Raw genomic sequence first — 14,031 nt, forward strand, 5'->3', positions numbered from 1 at the left:
TCATCGCACCTCCACCGAGATGATCCGCAGCTGCTGGCCGCTGAGAATGTCGAGATCCGCACTGCCACACGGGCACAGCATGATCGGCTCGTCGAGGGCGAACTCCTCCCCGCACGTTCGACAGTACGCCCGCCCGGGCGGCTCGTCGATGTCCAGCCGCGCATGCTCCAACCCCGTGCCACTGGCCACGACCTCGAAGCAGAACCGCACCGAATCGGCCACCAGCCCCGACAGCCTGCCGATCTCCAGGCGCACCGCCGCAATCGGTCCGTCGCCGACCTTCTCGACGATCGCATCGACCACGCTCTCCGTAATGGCGAGCTCATGCACCCTCCCGACGCTAGGCCCGGCCGGGGGCCCCGGCAAGATCCCAGAAAACTATTCCGGTCCAGTCCGAATCTAGCTCTGGGAGACGACAGCCGCCTCGCGTGGCTCCGGCAGGCAGGGCGACTAGTACTACAGCCGGAGTTCGTGATGGTGGGCGGCAGGCCCGGACCGCCACCACTCACAAACCTGCCGTTCCACCCGGGAGCACGCCTGCGCATGCTTGGCCCGATGCGATCAGTTGAGGTTTGTGAGTGGTGGCGGTCCGGCCAACGCGACGACCACACGCTGAACATCACGAACCCCGGCTGTAGTACTAGGCGGAAACAAATTGCCGCCAGGTGCAAGTTAGTTACCACCCAGATGCCATCACCCGGCAGGTCGGTCAGGGCAGCAGCCGCACTGCGGCGGGCGCATACGGCGGAGGGCCCGGTGGTCCCAGGACAGCGGAGGACCGGTGGTCCCAAGACGTTGGTGCCCGACGTGGGTCCGGCCCGGATTGAGCGCCGACCCAACCAGCTCAAACCAGAGTGTCGCCCCTGGTGCGCGCCACCGTTTGTACTTCGGGTGGGCTCAAGACGTCGGTGCGCGACGCGAGCACGGGTGGGGGCATGCGGCGGGAATGAGAAAACCACCGGAAGCTTGAGGCTTCCGGTGGTTTCGAGGTGGGTTGTCAGAAGTCTCCGCCGCCGAAGTCGCCGCCGCCGAAGTCCCAGCCGCCGCCGTCTCCGCCGCCGCTGAAGTCGCCGTCGCCGGAGAAGTCGCCCTGGCCGCCGTCGCCTCCGCCATCGCCACCGCCGTCTCCGCCGCCGTCGTTCATGCCGGCGTCGTAGCCTGCCGCGTAGTCGCCGTACCCGCCGCCGGCGAACATGCCGCCGAGCATCGTGCCGAGGAACATGCCGGTCATCACGCCGCCGAGGCCGCCGAACATGCCTTGGGCGTAGGGGGAGTAGGCCGGGCCGGCCTCCCAGTACGGGACGCGCTGCGGGCCGACCATGACCTTGCGGACGTCGGGCTCGGCGCCGGCCCGGACGCGCTCGGCGTCGGCGGCGCAGGCCGGGACCTCACGCGGGGCGCCGCCCGGAGGCGACCACATCACGTCGACGACCGAAGGGCCGTGCTGCGGGTTGAAGAAGCAGGACGGGCGGCGCTGCGGGAGCGGCTCGCCGTTGACCCGGGCGCGGACACAGGCAGCGGCGTACCGGCCGTCCTCGAGGATCTCGATCACGTGCTTGATCTGCTCGGCCTCGGTGACCTGCTCGACCGCCTGCTTGGCCGACTCGTACGAGTCGAGCGCGCGCTGGTAGTCCTGCCGGGCGCCGTCGCCGAGGTCCTTGCCGACCATGTCCAGGTCGAGGTCCTGCAGCTCCTCGCCGAACCGGGTGATGTCCTCGTCGGCGGTCTTCTTCACCGACTCCAGCTCGCCCGCGGTGATCTCGTGCTGCTTCTTGTTCTGCAGCTGCGTCCGCTGGTACGAACGGAACGCCAGGACGCCGATCACGACGAGCGCGATCAGCAAGATGACTGTGAACATGTCGGGCCTTCCTCGACTGGTAGTGCGTCGAGCCTACCGGGCGGTCGAATCCGACCGAAATCTCCTGAGAATCTCCTGAAAATAAAGCATTCCAAGGCTATGAATAGCGCCTGCGCATCGCTTCCGAGGCAGCCGGCCCGGCAGTGAAGACGAAGTCCGGCCCGTCGATCCGCCGCCCGGTCGAGCGGTCCACCACGACCGGCTCGACCTCCTCGCCGGTGCCGGCGTCGACCAGGATCATCGACCGCTCCCCGGCCTCCAGCCGCTCGTTTCCCCACGCGGCAAGGGTGATGATGACAGGACGCAACGACCGCCCGAGCGAGGTCAGCACGTACTCGTAGCGCGGTGGTTTGTCCTGGTACTTCGTACGCTCCAGCAACCCGTCGTCGACCAGCGTCTTCAACCGCGTCGTCAGCATGCTGGACGAGATCCTCAGGTTGCGCTGGAACTCGTCGAACCGGGTGTACCCGTCGAAGGCGTCGTGCAGGATCAGCAGCGTCCACCACTCGCCGACGTGTCGCACCGTCGTCGACAACGGGCAGGACAGGTCCTCGTCCCGGAACCGGTTGGCACCCGTCATCACGCCGCCTCGGAGTCGCTTCGATTTCAGCAGTAATCCTAGCAAGCAACGAGCGCCACGCAGGGTGACGAAAATGCCGGGCGAGCGGTGACGCAGTGCGCATAATCGACTACTGAGGTCCCGTCTAGCAGAAGGCTGTCCGATGAGCAAGACCTTCTCCCTCCGGCTGGCGCTGACCGCGGTGACAGGCCTCGCCCTGTTCGCACCGCTCGCGCCCGCACCCAGCCAAGCCATCCAGCAGACCGTCGCCCAGCAGCTCACCGCCGACTCGGACTACGTCGAAATCCCCTTAAAACAAGGCGGAAACTTCGCCACCACCGAGGCCCAGCAGACCAAACCCTTCGGCCTGGTCGGCGTCACCTGGCCCTACCGCAAGAACTCCACCCCCGTGCAGGTCAAGGTGCGAGTCCAACGCAACGGCCAGTGGTCCGCTTGGGAACCCTTGCCCGTCGAGGACGATCACGGCCCAGCAACCGGTACCACCGAAGGCAATGAACGCTCCGGCACCGAGCCCTACTGGGTCGGCGACGCGAACGGCGTCCAAGCCTCCCTGACCACAACAGACGGTACGACCGTCACCGACGCCAAAGTTGCCCTGATCAACCCCGGCATCCTCGCGACCGACGCCGAACCACCCACCGCCCAGGACCCGATCCAGGCAACCGGCACCAAAGCGCCATACCCGATGCCGCCCATCGTGACCCGTCGCGGTTGGGGAGCCGACGAGCGCCTCCGCGCCCACAACGGCAAGGCCTGTGCGAAACCGAAGTACACCGGCACCGTCCAGGCAGCCTTCGTGCACCACACCGCCGATCGCAACGACTACACCCGCAAGCAGGTTCCGGCGATGGTCCGCAGCATGTACGCGTACCACGTGAAGAGCCGCGGCTGGTGCGATCTCGGCTACAACTTCCTCGTCGACCGCTTCGGCCGTGCCTTCGAGGGCCGGTACGGCGGTACGCAACTGCCCGTCCTCGGCGCGCACACCGGCTCGTTCAACGCCAACTCCTTCGGCGTCTCGCTGATCGGCAACTTCGACAAGGTGGTGCCGCCGCCCCCGATGCTGGAGATGACGGCCCGGATCATCGCCTGGAAGCTGGACGCCAACTACCGCTCGCCGCTGGGCACGATCGTGCTGGCCGGCAGCAAGCTGCACACGGTCTCCGGCCATCGCGACACCAAGGCAACGGCCTGCCCCGGCAAGAACCTCTACGCCAAACTTCCTTGGCTGAAGCAACGAACGATGGCCCTGATGAACCGCAGCGTCTCCACCGAGATCTACCGGTACGCCGTGAAGCTCGGCGGATTCAAGGTGACCGGGCAACCATTCTGGGGCGAGCACCGAACCAGAACGGGCCGGGCCACCTACTTCAAAGCCCGCGACATCTACTGGTCGCCGAAGACTGGAGCGCACTCGGTCCAGAGCCTGTTCCGGACCCGCTACCGCCAACTCGGCGGCCCGGACGGTCTGCTCAAGCAGCCGACGAGCGAGTACCGCATCGGCCGAGCCAACAACAGCTTGGTCCAGAGCTTCCAGAACGGCGGCCTGTACTGGTCGAAGCGGACCGGGATGCGCCCGGTCGCCGGGATGATCCACCGCAAGTACGCCGCCCTCGGCGCCGAGCGCTCGCGACTCGGCCTGCCGACCTCGGACATGTACCGGATCAAGGGCGGCCTGCGACAGAGGTTCCAGCACGGCTGGCTCACCTACAACAGCCATGAACGCAAGGTTTTCATCTCATGAAACGCGTAATAGTTGCCCTGATCACCGGCTCCACGTTGCTGAGCGCAACGGCTGTGGCCGCCCCTCCGCCCGAGCCCGAGGCGACCCAGACGATCACCGGTCGCGGCTTCGGCCACGGCCGCGGGATGTCGCAGTACGGTGCCCAGGGCGCCGCATTGGCCGGCCGGTCCGCCAAGACGATCCTGGACTTCTACTACCCCGGTACGACGGTGGGCAAGGCGACCGGCACCATCCGGGTCCAGCTCCGCGCCGACACCACCGACGGCGTCCGGGTGACCGCGATCCGCAAGCTGCGGCTGCGTGATCTCAAGACCGCCAAGGTCTACACGTTGCCGGTGGCATCGACCCGGAACCAGTGGTCGATCGACCCGAACGGCGAACACGGCTCCAAGGTGAGCTCGTACAACACGAAGACGAAGAAGTGGACGCTGTGGAAGACGCTGACCGGTATCGGTCAGTTCGAGGGTCCGACCGCTATCTCGTTGATCCTGCCCAGCGGTAAAACCGTGCGTTATCGCGGCGTACTGCGCCCCGCGGATCTGTCCGGCGCACACTTCGACACTATCAACGTGCTCCCGCTGGAGCTCTACCTGCGTGGGGTCGTCCCGCGTGAGGCCGTGACGACCTGGAAGCCGGCCGCGCTCCAGGTGCAGGCCGTTGCCGCGCGCACCTATTCGGTCTTCCATCGCAACCGGTCCACCAAGCGGGCGTACGACCTCTGCGACACGACCTCGTGCCAGGTCTACGGCGGGTACAACGACGAAGAGAAGACAACGAACGCGGCCATCGCGGCAACCGCGGGCCAGGTCCGGCTCTACAAGGGCAAGCCGATCATGGCCGAGTTCTCGTCCTCCAACGGCGGCGCCACGGCTGACGGCCCAGTGGCGTACCAGGTGATGAAGGCGGACAACTGGGACGGCTACCCGGGCAACAAGAACCCGAATGTCACCTGGACGGTGACCCGGACCAGTTCGCAACTCCAGAGCACCTTCGGCGTCGGCACGCTACGCAGTCTCCGGGTCGTACGCCGAACCGGCATCGGCCCATCCGGTGGCCGGGTACTCACCGTCGAGGCGGTCGGTTCGAAGGGCAAGGTCGTGCTCACCGGCGACCAGGTCCGGCTGCGGTTGCACATGCGCTCGGCCTGGTTCGCCTTCGCCGGCGTCCAACCCGTCGCTCTCGATCAGCCGGCCGTACTTGATATGCCAACTGAGGGATGACGACCGAGCCATTGACGGCGAATCCCTTGGCCAGCTAGAACGTGACATCGATGTCAACCGCTGCCGCCCCAGGAGGAGCAGGTCGATGCACAGAAGATTTGGTATATCAACCCAACGGATCGCCGGGGGATTGCTCGCGGTGGGAATGCTCGCCGGGCTGCACACGCCGGCGGCCAACGCGAAGGTCGACAACGTGAGCGGCCCGCATTCGTCAGCGGCCAAGGCGCAAGCGTCGTACCAGGCCCTGAACAAGTACTTCGACACCGGCAACCAAGGCCTGCTGCTGGAGGAGTACCCGAACACCCAGCAGAACCCGTACTCCTACGTCTGGCCCTACTCGCAGGCCGCCGTCGCCGCCGAGAACCTTGCCGGCATCCCCGGCTCCGGCCGCAAGGCGGACAAGGAGGCCCAGCGCCGGCTCGATGCGTACCAGCCGTACTGGAACGCGACGACCACACCGAAGGGCTACGACTCGTACCTCCGGCCGCCGCTCGGCCAGGGAGGCGACAAGTTCTACGACGACAACGAGTGGATCGGCCTCAACCTGATCCAGCACTACCAGCGGACTGGTGACCGCTCGTCGCTGGCGCGGGCGAAGGAGATCTTCGCGCTCGTCGACTATGGCTGGGATACCGACGCGTCGCATCCCTGTGCGGGCGGGACCTTCTGGACGCAGGCGCCGTGGAGCCAGGACCGCAACACCATCTCCAACGGGCCGGGCGCCGAGCTCGGCGCGCACCTGTACCTGCTGACGCACAACAAGGCGTACCTGACCTCGGCGAAGCGCATGTACGCCTGGGCGCAGCAGTGCATGCTGGCCCCGAACGGCCTGTACTGGGACCACATCGACCTGGCCGGCAACGTCGAGAAGACCCAGTGGAGCTACAACCAGGGCGTCATGCTCGGCGCGGGAGCCCTGCTGTACAAGGCCACCCACGAAAAGAAGTACCTCACCGACGCCAAGGCGCTGGCGAAGGCATCCCTCGCCTTCTACGCGGCCGAGGACCGGCTCTGGAAGCAGCCGACCCGGTTCAACTCGATCTACTTCAAGAACCTGCTGATCCTCGACTCGATCGACCACGACCGCGGCTACACCAAGGTCATGCAGGCCTACTCCGACCGGGCATGGAAAGAGGCCCGCGATCCTGCCACGGGCCTCTTCCACTTCGCTGACGGTCCGGTTCAGCTGCTCGAGCAGTCCGGCATGGTCCAGATCGACGCCTTGCTGGCTTGGCCGCGCAGCAGGTACGACGAACTGGCCTAGTGCTTAGGCGGCCGCCGTAGCCGTCTTGATCTTGACCTCAGTGGCGGGCTTGCCATCGGTAGGCCCGCCCTGGGGGATCACGCCGGCCTTGGCCACCTTGTCGATGATCTCCAGGCTCGCCTTGTCGAGCGTGCCGAAGGCGGTGTACTGCGGCGGCAGTTCGGCGGTGCCGTACACGATGAAGAACTGGCTGCCGTTGGTGTTCGGGCCCGAGTTGGCCATCGCGAGGATGCCACGGCCGTACTTGAGCGTGGGGTACACCTCGTCCTTGAAGCTGTAGCCGGGGCCGCCGCTGCCGCTGCCGGTCGGGTCGCCGCACTGCAGCACCTGCAGGCCGTCGCCGACGGTGAGCCGGTGGCAGGAGGTGTTGTCGAAGTACTTCTGGCCGACCAGGCTGAGGAAGCTCTTCACCGTGCAGGGCGCCAGGGCGCTGTCCAGGTTCAGGTGCAGGTCACCGACCGAGGTGGCCAGCGTGACGGGCTTGGTGCCGCTGGCCTTGACCTTGCCGTTGGCGGGCGGGTCGACCTTCTTGCTGGCCGGCTCGGCGGACTTCGTGTAGCTGCAGTCCACCTCCGCCGCGAGCGGAGTGGCCCGCTTCGGCGCGGGCGCCAGTGCGGTTGGGATCGACTTCGGCTTGTTCTCCGCTCCGGCCGTCGTCTGCGCGGCCGGATCGGAGGGGGTGGCCGAGGGTGAGTCGGCCGCCGCCGGGGTGTCGCTGCCGGAGTTCTGGGCGACCGCCACGACGACGCCGCCGATCACCACGACCACCGCGATGATCGCGCCGATCGTGACCCCCAGCATCCGTCGCTGCTTGGCCCGTTCAGCCTGCCGCTCGGCCAACCGCTGTGCCTTGCGCTGAGCCAGCTGATGCTCGTGGGTCTTCCTGGACATGCAGAGTTCTCCTCACCTCGCGGCAATACCTCGCGGCAATCCTGCAGGGAAGCTACCGGTAAATGCTGAGAAAGTGCTGTGTTTTCAGTCCTTGATTTCGCAAATAGCCGCACCGGCTGCCACCGTCGCGCCGACCTCGGCCGACAGACCGGTGATCGTACCGGCTTTGTGGGCGTTCAGGGGCTGTTCCATCTTCATCGCCTCGAGGACGACGATCAGGTCGCCCTCGGCCACCGTGGTGCCTTCCTCGACGGCGATCTTGACGATGGTGCCCTGCATCGGCGAGGTCAGCGCGTCGCCCGAGGCGGCCGCGCCCTTGCCGCTGCCACCCGCGCGTCGCGACGGCTTCTTCTTCGACGAACCGGTACCACCGGCGGTGCCACCAGAAAGGGCCGCCGCGCCCAGCCCGGCAGGCAGGACGACCTCGAGCCGCTTGCCGCCGACCTCGACGGTGACCTTCTCCCGCTCGACCGGCTCAGCCACGTCAGCAGCCCCGTCGTACGGCGGGATCTGGTTGTCGAACTCGGTCTCGATCCAGCGGGTGTGCACCTTGAAGCTGTCGTCGCCGACGAACGCCGGGTCGCTCACCACGGCCGCGTGGAACGGTACGGCGCTCGGCATGCCCTCGACCACGAACTCCTTCAGCGCGCGGCGGGACCGCTCGAGCGCCTGGGTCCGGTCGCGGCCGCTCACGATCAGCTTGGCCACCAGCGAGTCGAACGCGCCCGGGACCGTCTCGCCCTGGTCGTAACCGCCGTCGAGCCGGATGCCCGGTCCGGACGGCGCGTGCCACTTGGTCAGCGTGCCCGGCGCGGGCAGGAAGCCACGGCCCGGGTCCTCGGCGTTGATCCGGAACTCGATCGAGTGGCCACTCACGACGGGGTCGTCGTAGCCGAGCTCTTCACCATCAGCGATCCGGAACATCTCCCGGACCAGGTCGATCCCGGTGACCTCTTCGCTGACCGGGTGTTCGACCTGCAGCCGCGTATTGACCTCCAGGAAGGAGATCAGCCCGTCCTGGCCGATCAGGAACTCACACGTGCCGGCGCCGACGTACCCGGCCTCGCGCAGGATCGCCTTCGACGACTTGTAGAGCGTCTCGAGCTGCTCGGCCGTGACGAACGGCGCGGGCGCCTCCTCGACCAGCTTCTGGTACCGCCGCTGCAGCGAGCAGTCGCGGGTGGAGATCACCACGACGTTGCCGTGGGCATCGGCCAGGCACTGCGTCTCGACGTGCCTCGGCTTGTCCAGGTACCGCTCGACGAAGCACTCGCCACGACCGAAGGCGCTGACCGCCTCGCGGGTCGCGGACTCGAACAGCTCCGGGATCTCCTCGAGAGTGCGCGCGACCTTCATGCCCCGGCCGCCACCGCCGTACGCCGCCTTGATCGCGATCGGCAGCCCGTACTCCGTTGCGAAGGCCACCACCTCATCGGCGTTGGCCACCGGGTCCGGCGTACCGGGGACCTGCGGGGCTCCAACCTTGTCGGCGATGTGCCGCGCCTTCACCTTGTCGCCGAGCGAGTCGATCGCCGACGGCGGCGGGCCGATCCAGATCAGCCCGACGTCGATGACCGCCTGCGCGAACTCCGCGTTCTCGGCCAGGAACCCGTAGCCCGGGTGCACCGCGTCCGCGCCGGAGCGGGCCGCGACGTCGAGGATCTTGGCGATGTTCAGATAGGAGTCGGCCGGCGTCGCGCCGTCCAGCGAGTACGCCTCGTCGGCGAGCCGGACGAACAGGGCGTCGCGGTCGGGCTCGGCGTACACGGCGACGCTGCCCAGACCGGCGTCGGCGGCGGCACGGACCACCCGCACGGCGATCTCGCCACGGTTGGCTACCAGGACCTTGGTGATGCGCTTGCTGTCAGACACAGCTGAACTCCCTTCGGCCCGGCTGAGTCTAGGGTCAACCAGGCCAGGAGGGTGACAGGTTCTATGTCACATCACCGTCGGTGGCCGCTCGAAAGGGCCCTCCAGCGCCCTAACCAGCGGTGATGAACCGGCGGGCGAGCGACACGATGGGGAGGATGTTCGGCTCGCCATAGTTGGACAGGACGGCTACCGTCCAGCCGTCGTCGGGGTAGGTCTCGATGGAGGTCGACGCACTGGGTGAGCCACCGCCGTGCCCGACCGTCGACCGGCCGTTGACCAGTCCGACCATCGGCCCGTAGCCCTGGAACAGGGTGGCCGGCGTCACTGGGGGCTGCTGAGGCGGAGGCGGTCCGACCGGCGGCGGCAGCGGTACCTTCCCGCTCAGGGTGAGTTGGGTGAAGGCCGGGTCGAGCAGCTTTGCCCCGGACAAGGCGTTCGCGAACCGGGCCAGGTCGGCGCAGGTGGAGAAGGCGTCGCCGGCCGGCGTACCGACGTACAGGAGGCTCTTGGCGATGTCGACGTGTTCGCCTGAGGGCTGGAGCTCGTACGGGCGGGCGATAGTTGAGTCGGCGAGCCGTTGCGGCCTGGTGTAGAAGCCCGTGCCCAGTAGGCCTGCCCGGCGGAAGACATGCTCGCTGACGTAGTCGTAGTAGGACTGCCCCGATGCCTTGGCGACGATCTCGCCGAGCAGGTGATAGCCGGAGTTGCTGTAGTTCCAGCTGGTGCCCGGTGCGGCGAGGAGGGCGGATTGCCGGATGAAGTCGGTGATGCCGTCCATGACAGCGGTCCTGCTGGTCCAGGTGGCGGCCTTGTCCCAGAACCCCGGCGTCTGCTGGTAGTCGCCAAGCCCTGAGGTGTGGGTGAGCAGGTGGTGGATGCTGACCTTGCCGGCGATCGCGGCGGGGAATCCGGTCAGGTACTCGCCGACGGTCGCCCCGTAAGCCAGCTTGCGCTGCTGGGCCAACTGGGCGATGGCGGTCGCGGTGAACAGCTTGGTCACCGAGGCGAGCGCGAACCGGGTCCCCGGACCGTTCGGCACGGCGCGCTGCTTGTCTGTCATGCCGTACGACCGGGCCAGGACCGGGTGGCCGCGACGGGTCAGCAACAGGCTGCCCGAGAAGGCGCCCGCCGCTGCCTGAGCAGCAACGAACCGGTCGAAGGCGCCCCCGGGCAACAGATCGTCGGGCACCCGGCTGCCGGCAGACGACGGCAGTCCGGTGGTGAGCACTGCGGCCGTCCCACCGAGCAGGGTCAGCATTGATCGTCGAGTAGTTGTCATGGTCAACATTTCTAGCGATCTCGGCGGATCTGCGGCCGATCGCTCGACCATCGGAAATCCATAGGTCTGAGCGGCGATACTGGGCCGATGCGGGTACTGCTGGTCGAGGACGAGGAGCCGCTGGCCGGGTACATCGCGGTCGGTCTGCGCAAGCACGGCTTCGCCGTCGACATCGCGTACGACGGCCGGACGGCGCTGGACAAGTGCGAGCTCACGCCGTACGACGTGGTCGTCCTGGACCGCGATCTGCCCGTTCTGCACGGGGACGCCGTGTGCCGTCGGCTGGCGCAGGACGGCGTCAGCCGGGTGCTGATGCTGACCGCGTCCGGCGCGGTGGAGGACCGCGTCGAGGGGCTGACGTTGGGTGCCGATGACTACCTGGGCAAGCCGTTCGCATTCTCCGAACTGGTGGCTCGCGTGCAGGCGCTGGCCCGGCGGAGCGCACCGGCCCGTCCGCCGGTACTACGGCACGCCGGCCTAGTGCTCGATCCGGCCCGGCGGACGGCCGAGCGCGACGGGCGGCTGCTGCAGCTCACGCCCAAGGAGTTCGGCGTCCTGGAGCAGTTGCTCGCGGCCGCTGGCGATGTGGTCAGCGCCGAGACGCTGCTGGACAAGGTGTGGGACGAGCACGCCGACCCGTTCACCAATGCGGTCAGGATCACGGTCGGCACGCTGCGCCGCAAGCTCGGAGACCCGCCGCTGCTCGAAACCGTCACCGGTGCCGGCTATCGGGTCGGCCGATGATCCACGGGCGACTCCAGCTGACAGCCCGTGCCCGGCTCGCGTTGCTGTCCACCGTTCTCGTTCTGGGCTCCGGGATCACGCTGACCGCGCTGACCTACGTGCTGATGCGCCGTAATCACCAGGTGGTGCAGGTCTTCCACACGACCGGTGGCGGCGGCCCACTTCCGCCCATCGAGGACATCAGCCGCCAGGTGCGGTCAGCGGCGCTGTCGGACCTGTTGGCGCAGGCCGCGGTCGCCCTTGTGGTGGTGACCGTGTTGGCCGCCGTACTGGGGTGGTTGGTGTCCGGGCGGCTGCTGCGGCCGATTCGCGAGATCTCGGCGACGGCGCAGCGGTCGTCGGCCGAGAACCTGTCCGAACGCGTGCCGGTCGCCACTCCCAAGGACGAGGTCACCGCGCTGGCCGGCACCGTCAACACCATGCTCGATCGCATCCAGCGCGGAGTCGCCGAGCGGGACCGGGTGCTCTACAGTCAGCGGCTGTTCACCGCCAACGCGGCGCACGAGCTGCGGACTCCGCTGACCACCATGCGTACCGCCGTCGACGTCACGCTCGACGGCGAGCCGACCCGGGCGGAGCTGGTCGCGATGGCCGGGGACATCCGCACGGCGATCGGCCGGAGCCAGCGCACCCTCGACGGCCTGCTGGCGCTCGCGCAAAGCCAGGCCGGCCCCGGCGACCAGCGGTTGCTCGATCTCGCCGCGATCGTGGCCGGAGTACTGGCCGAAACCGCGGTAGGACCGCTCACGGTCCGGACGGCTCTCGAGCCGGCTCCGGTCCGGGCCGACCCGGTCTTGGTCGAGCGGATGATCGCGAACCTGGTCGACAACGCCGTACGGCACAACCGACCCGATGGCGACGTGACCGTGTCCACCGGGACCCACACGGGACGGTCCTTCCTCCGGATCGCGAACACCGGCCGACCCATTCCGCCGGACGAGGCCGGTGGGCTGCTCGAACCCTTCGTCTGCGGCACCGGCACCCGGATGAGCGGCGACGGTGGCGCCGGTCTGGGCCTGTCGATCGTCCGCGCAGTCGTCACCGTCCACCATGGCGACCTGGTGATCTCGCCTCAGCCAACGGGCGGCCTAGAGATCACCATCCAGTTCCCTTTGGCCAGTCAGCTCACCGCAGGCGAGCGCTCGAAGAAGGACTCCAGCACGACGACCGTCTGAGTGCTGGTCACGCCGTCCACCTGGTGAAGCGCGCGCAGGGTCTGCTGGAGCGCCTCCGTGCTGCCGGTGCGCACCTTGACCAGGACCGAGGCGGGTCCGGCGATGATGTGCGCCTCCTCGACGGCGGGGATGGCCCGCAGCGCCTCCAGCGTCGGCTGGTCGCCCATCCAGGCATCCGTGTCGAGCAGGACATAGGCCAGTACGCCGTTGCCGAGCGCCGCCGGGTCTACCTCGATCGTCGTACGCCGGATCACGCCGGCGGCTCGCAACTTGCGAACCCGCTCGTGGGCCGCCCCGGCCGACAAGCCGACGGCCTGCCCGAGGACGGCGTACGACTGCGTCGCGTCCTCCTGCAAGAGGGCGAGCAACTCCCGATCCATCTGGTCTATAGTCATGATCACCGAATCTCATCTGGTCAATGCGCTGATCGGAAAGATATCATCCATCCCATGACGATCATGCTGACTGACACCCCGGCTCGATCGCGCGCCGAGCTGGTGACGCTGGACGAGCGCTTCGCGATGGTGGCGCGTGGCGATGAGTACGTGGAGCGCCTGTACGACGGGGGCCGCTGGCTGGAGGGCCCCGTCTACATCCCGGCCTGGCGCAGTCTGGTCTTCAGCGACATCCCGAACGACCGGATGCTGCGCTGGGACGAGCTGTCCGGTGCGGTCTCTGTCTTCCGTCAGCCGGCCGGCTACACGAACGGCAACACGCTCGACGGCCAAGGGCGGCTGGTCAGCTGCGAGCAGGGCAACCGCCGGGTCACCCGGACCGAGGCGGACGGCTCGCTGACGGCTCTCGCCTCGCAGCTCGACGGTCTGCGGCTGAACAGCCCGAACGACGTGGTGGTCCGGCGGGACGGCTCGATCTGGTTCACCGACCCGCCGTACGGGATCACCTCGAACTACGAGGGCCATGCCGCCGAGCAGGAGCTCCCCACCTGCAACGTCTATCGGATCAGCCCGGCCGGCGAGCTGACCGTCGTCGCGGACGATTTCACCCGGCCGAATGGGTTGGCCTTCTCGCTCGACGAGACCCAGCTGTACGTCGTGGACACCCCCGCCAAGCACATCCGGCGGTTCGAGGTGAAGGACGACCGGCTGGTCGGGGGAGAGGTCTTCGTACCGTGCGAAGCCGGCATGTTCGACGGCATCCGGCTCGACGCCACCGGCCGCATCTGGGCCGCCACCCACGAAGGCGTGCACTGCTTCGACCCGGACGGCACCTTGCTCGGCAAGCTGCTCTTTCCCGACATCGTCTCCAACCTCTGCTTCGGCGGCCCCAAGCGCAATCGGCTGTTCGTCACCGCGACTACCTCGGTCTACTCCTGGCTACTCACGACGGACGGAGCACCGCAGCCGTACCATCGCGGGTGACAACGTAAGTCGTCCCCGAGGAGCT

At 67.8% G+C, this 14,031-nt stretch carries 13 protein-coding genes; 6 read left to right on the top strand and 7 right to left on the bottom strand.

Features of this window, described 5'->3' with window-relative positions; all coding sequences use genetic code 11:
- The 3 genes from OHA70_RS19350 to OHA70_RS19360 all read right to left on the bottom strand — a co-directional run bounded on the left by OHA70_RS19350 (nucleotide 1) and on the right by OHA70_RS19360 (nucleotide 2,438).
- The gene (locus tag OHA70_RS19350; protein ID WP_328334518.1) at nucleotides 1-330 is read right to left on the bottom strand and encodes a hydrogenase maturation nickel metallochaperone HypA/HybF; all 330 of its coding nucleotides are present in this window, start codon (nucleotides 328-330) and stop codon (nucleotides 1-3) included.
- Between the two features lie 667 nt (nucleotides 331-997).
- Nucleotides 998-1,858, bottom strand: a complete 861-nt coding sequence (locus OHA70_RS19355) for a hypothetical protein (RefSeq protein ID WP_328334520.1) — start codon at nucleotides 1,856-1,858, stop codon at nucleotides 998-1,000.
- A gap of 97 nt (nucleotides 1,859-1,955) precedes the next feature.
- Nucleotides 1,956-2,438, bottom strand: a complete 483-nt coding sequence (locus OHA70_RS19360) for a winged helix-turn-helix transcriptional regulator (RefSeq protein ID WP_328334522.1) — start codon at nucleotides 2,436-2,438, stop codon at nucleotides 1,956-1,958.
- Between the two features lie 142 nt (nucleotides 2,439-2,580).
- Between OHA70_RS19360 and OHA70_RS19365 the strand changes: the two genes are divergently transcribed.
- The 3 genes from OHA70_RS19365 to OHA70_RS19375 all read left to right on the top strand — a co-directional run bounded on the left by OHA70_RS19365 (nucleotide 2,581) and on the right by OHA70_RS19375 (nucleotide 6,666).
- Nucleotides 2,581-4,182 carry an N-acetylmuramoyl-L-alanine amidase gene (locus OHA70_RS19365; protein ID WP_328334524.1) on the top strand — a complete coding sequence of 534 codons (1,602 nt, stop codon included), beginning with the start codon at nucleotides 2,581-2,583 and terminating at the stop codon, nucleotides 4,180-4,182.
- A complete protein-coding gene (locus OHA70_RS19370; RefSeq protein ID WP_328334526.1) occupies nucleotides 4,179-5,402 on the top strand; it encodes a SpoIID/LytB domain-containing protein in 1,224 nt (407 codons plus the stop codon). The genes OHA70_RS19365 and OHA70_RS19370 overlap by 4 nt, the downstream gene beginning before the upstream one ends.
- Before the next feature lie 145 nt (nucleotides 5,403-5,547).
- Nucleotides 5,548-6,666: a glycoside hydrolase family 76 protein gene (locus OHA70_RS19375; RefSeq protein WP_328335162.1), complete on the top strand. Its 1,119-nt coding sequence runs from the start codon at nucleotides 5,548-5,550 to the stop codon at nucleotides 6,664-6,666.
- Between the two features lie 3 nt (nucleotides 6,667-6,669).
- On the opposite strand, the gene OHA70_RS19380 is transcribed toward OHA70_RS19375, so the two are convergent.
- The 3 genes from OHA70_RS19380 to OHA70_RS19390 form a co-directional block, all read right to left on the bottom strand.
- Complete coding sequence (locus tag OHA70_RS19380; RefSeq protein WP_328334528.1) at nucleotides 6,670-7,557, bottom strand: peptidylprolyl isomerase; 888 nt, start codon at nucleotides 7,555-7,557, stop codon at nucleotides 6,670-6,672.
- An 84-nt stretch (nucleotides 7,558-7,641) separates the two neighbouring features.
- The gene (locus OHA70_RS19385; RefSeq protein ID WP_328334530.1) at nucleotides 7,642-9,429 is read right to left on the bottom strand and encodes an acetyl/propionyl/methylcrotonyl-CoA carboxylase subunit alpha; all 1,788 of its coding nucleotides are present in this window, start codon (nucleotides 9,427-9,429) and stop codon (nucleotides 7,642-7,644) included.
- A gap of 109 nt (nucleotides 9,430-9,538) precedes the next feature.
- Nucleotides 9,539-10,687: a serine hydrolase domain-containing protein gene (locus OHA70_RS19390; protein ID WP_328334532.1), complete on the bottom strand. Its 1,149-nt coding sequence runs from the start codon at nucleotides 10,685-10,687 to the stop codon at nucleotides 9,539-9,541.
- Nucleotides 10,688-10,795: 108 nt separating this feature from the next.
- Between OHA70_RS19390 and OHA70_RS19395 the strand changes: the two genes are divergently transcribed.
- Nucleotides 10,796-11,452 (top strand): response regulator transcription factor, encoded by a 657-nt coding sequence (locus OHA70_RS19395; protein WP_328334534.1) that lies wholly within the window; start codon nucleotides 10,796-10,798, stop codon nucleotides 11,450-11,452.
- On the top strand, nucleotides 11,449-12,627 hold the full coding sequence (locus OHA70_RS19400; RefSeq protein WP_328334536.1) for a sensor histidine kinase: 1,179 nt from the start codon (nucleotides 11,449-11,451) through the stop codon (nucleotides 12,625-12,627). Before OHA70_RS19395 ends, OHA70_RS19400 begins: the two co-directional genes overlap by 4 nt.
- Here the strand turns inward: OHA70_RS19400 and OHA70_RS19405 are convergent.
- The gene (locus OHA70_RS19405) at nucleotides 12,573-13,022 is read right to left on the bottom strand and encodes an Lrp/AsnC family transcriptional regulator (protein ID WP_328334538.1); all 450 of its coding nucleotides are present in this window, start codon (nucleotides 13,020-13,022) and stop codon (nucleotides 12,573-12,575) included. The two genes, OHA70_RS19400 and OHA70_RS19405, sit on opposite strands and share 55 nt — an antisense overlap.
- Nucleotides 13,023-13,076: 54 nt before the next feature.
- On the opposite strand from OHA70_RS19405, the gene OHA70_RS19410 reads away from it, so the two are divergent.
- Nucleotides 13,077-14,006 carry an SMP-30/gluconolactonase/LRE family protein gene (locus OHA70_RS19410; protein WP_328334540.1) on the top strand — a complete coding sequence of 310 codons (930 nt, stop codon included), beginning with the start codon at nucleotides 13,077-13,079 and terminating at the stop codon, nucleotides 14,004-14,006.
- The last annotated feature ends 25 nt before the right edge of the window (nucleotides 14,007-14,031 follow it).

Origin of the sequence: Kribbella sp. NBC_00382, from assembly GCF_036067295.1 — a bacterium.
In the GTDB taxonomy this organism is placed as follows: domain Bacteria; phylum Actinomycetota; class Actinomycetes; order Propionibacteriales; family Kribbellaceae; genus Kribbella.

Excerpts from the sequence above, each read along its gene's own strand:
- OHA70_RS19355 (WP_328334520.1), bottom strand. The coding sequence starts at position 1,858 with ATGTTCACAGTCATCTTGCTGATCGCGCTCGTCGTGATCGGCGTCCTG.
- OHA70_RS19360 (WP_328334522.1), bottom strand. The coding sequence starts at position 2,438 with ATGACGGGTGCCAACCGGTTCCGGGACGAGGACCTGTCCTGCCCGTTG.
- OHA70_RS19365 (WP_328334524.1), top strand. The coding sequence starts at position 2,581 with ATGAGCAAGACCTTCTCCCTCCGGCTGGCGCTGACCGCGGTGACAGGC.
- OHA70_RS19370 (WP_328334526.1), top strand. The coding sequence starts at position 4,179 with ATGAAACGCGTAATAGTTGCCCTGATCACCGGCTCCACGTTGCTGAGC.
- OHA70_RS19375 (WP_328335162.1), top strand. The coding sequence starts at position 5,548 with ATGCTCGCCGGGCTGCACACGCCGGCGGCCAACGCGAAGGTCGACAAC.
- OHA70_RS19380 (WP_328334528.1), bottom strand. The coding sequence starts at position 7,557 with ATGTCCAGGAAGACCCACGAGCATCAGCTGGCTCAGCGCAAGGCACAG.
- OHA70_RS19390 (WP_328334532.1), bottom strand. The coding sequence starts at position 10,687 with ATGCTGACCCTGCTCGGTGGGACGGCCGCAGTGCTCACCACCGGACTG.
- OHA70_RS19395 (WP_328334534.1), top strand. The coding sequence starts at position 10,796 with ATGCGGGTACTGCTGGTCGAGGACGAGGAGCCGCTGGCCGGGTACATC.
- OHA70_RS19400 (WP_328334536.1), top strand. The coding sequence starts at position 11,449 with ATGATCCACGGGCGACTCCAGCTGACAGCCCGTGCCCGGCTCGCGTTG.
- OHA70_RS19405 (WP_328334538.1), bottom strand. The coding sequence starts at position 13,022 with ATGACTATAGACCAGATGGATCGGGAGTTGCTCGCCCTCTTGCAGGAG.
- OHA70_RS19410 (WP_328334540.1), top strand. The coding sequence starts at position 13,077 with ATGACGATCATGCTGACTGACACCCCGGCTCGATCGCGCGCCGAGCTG.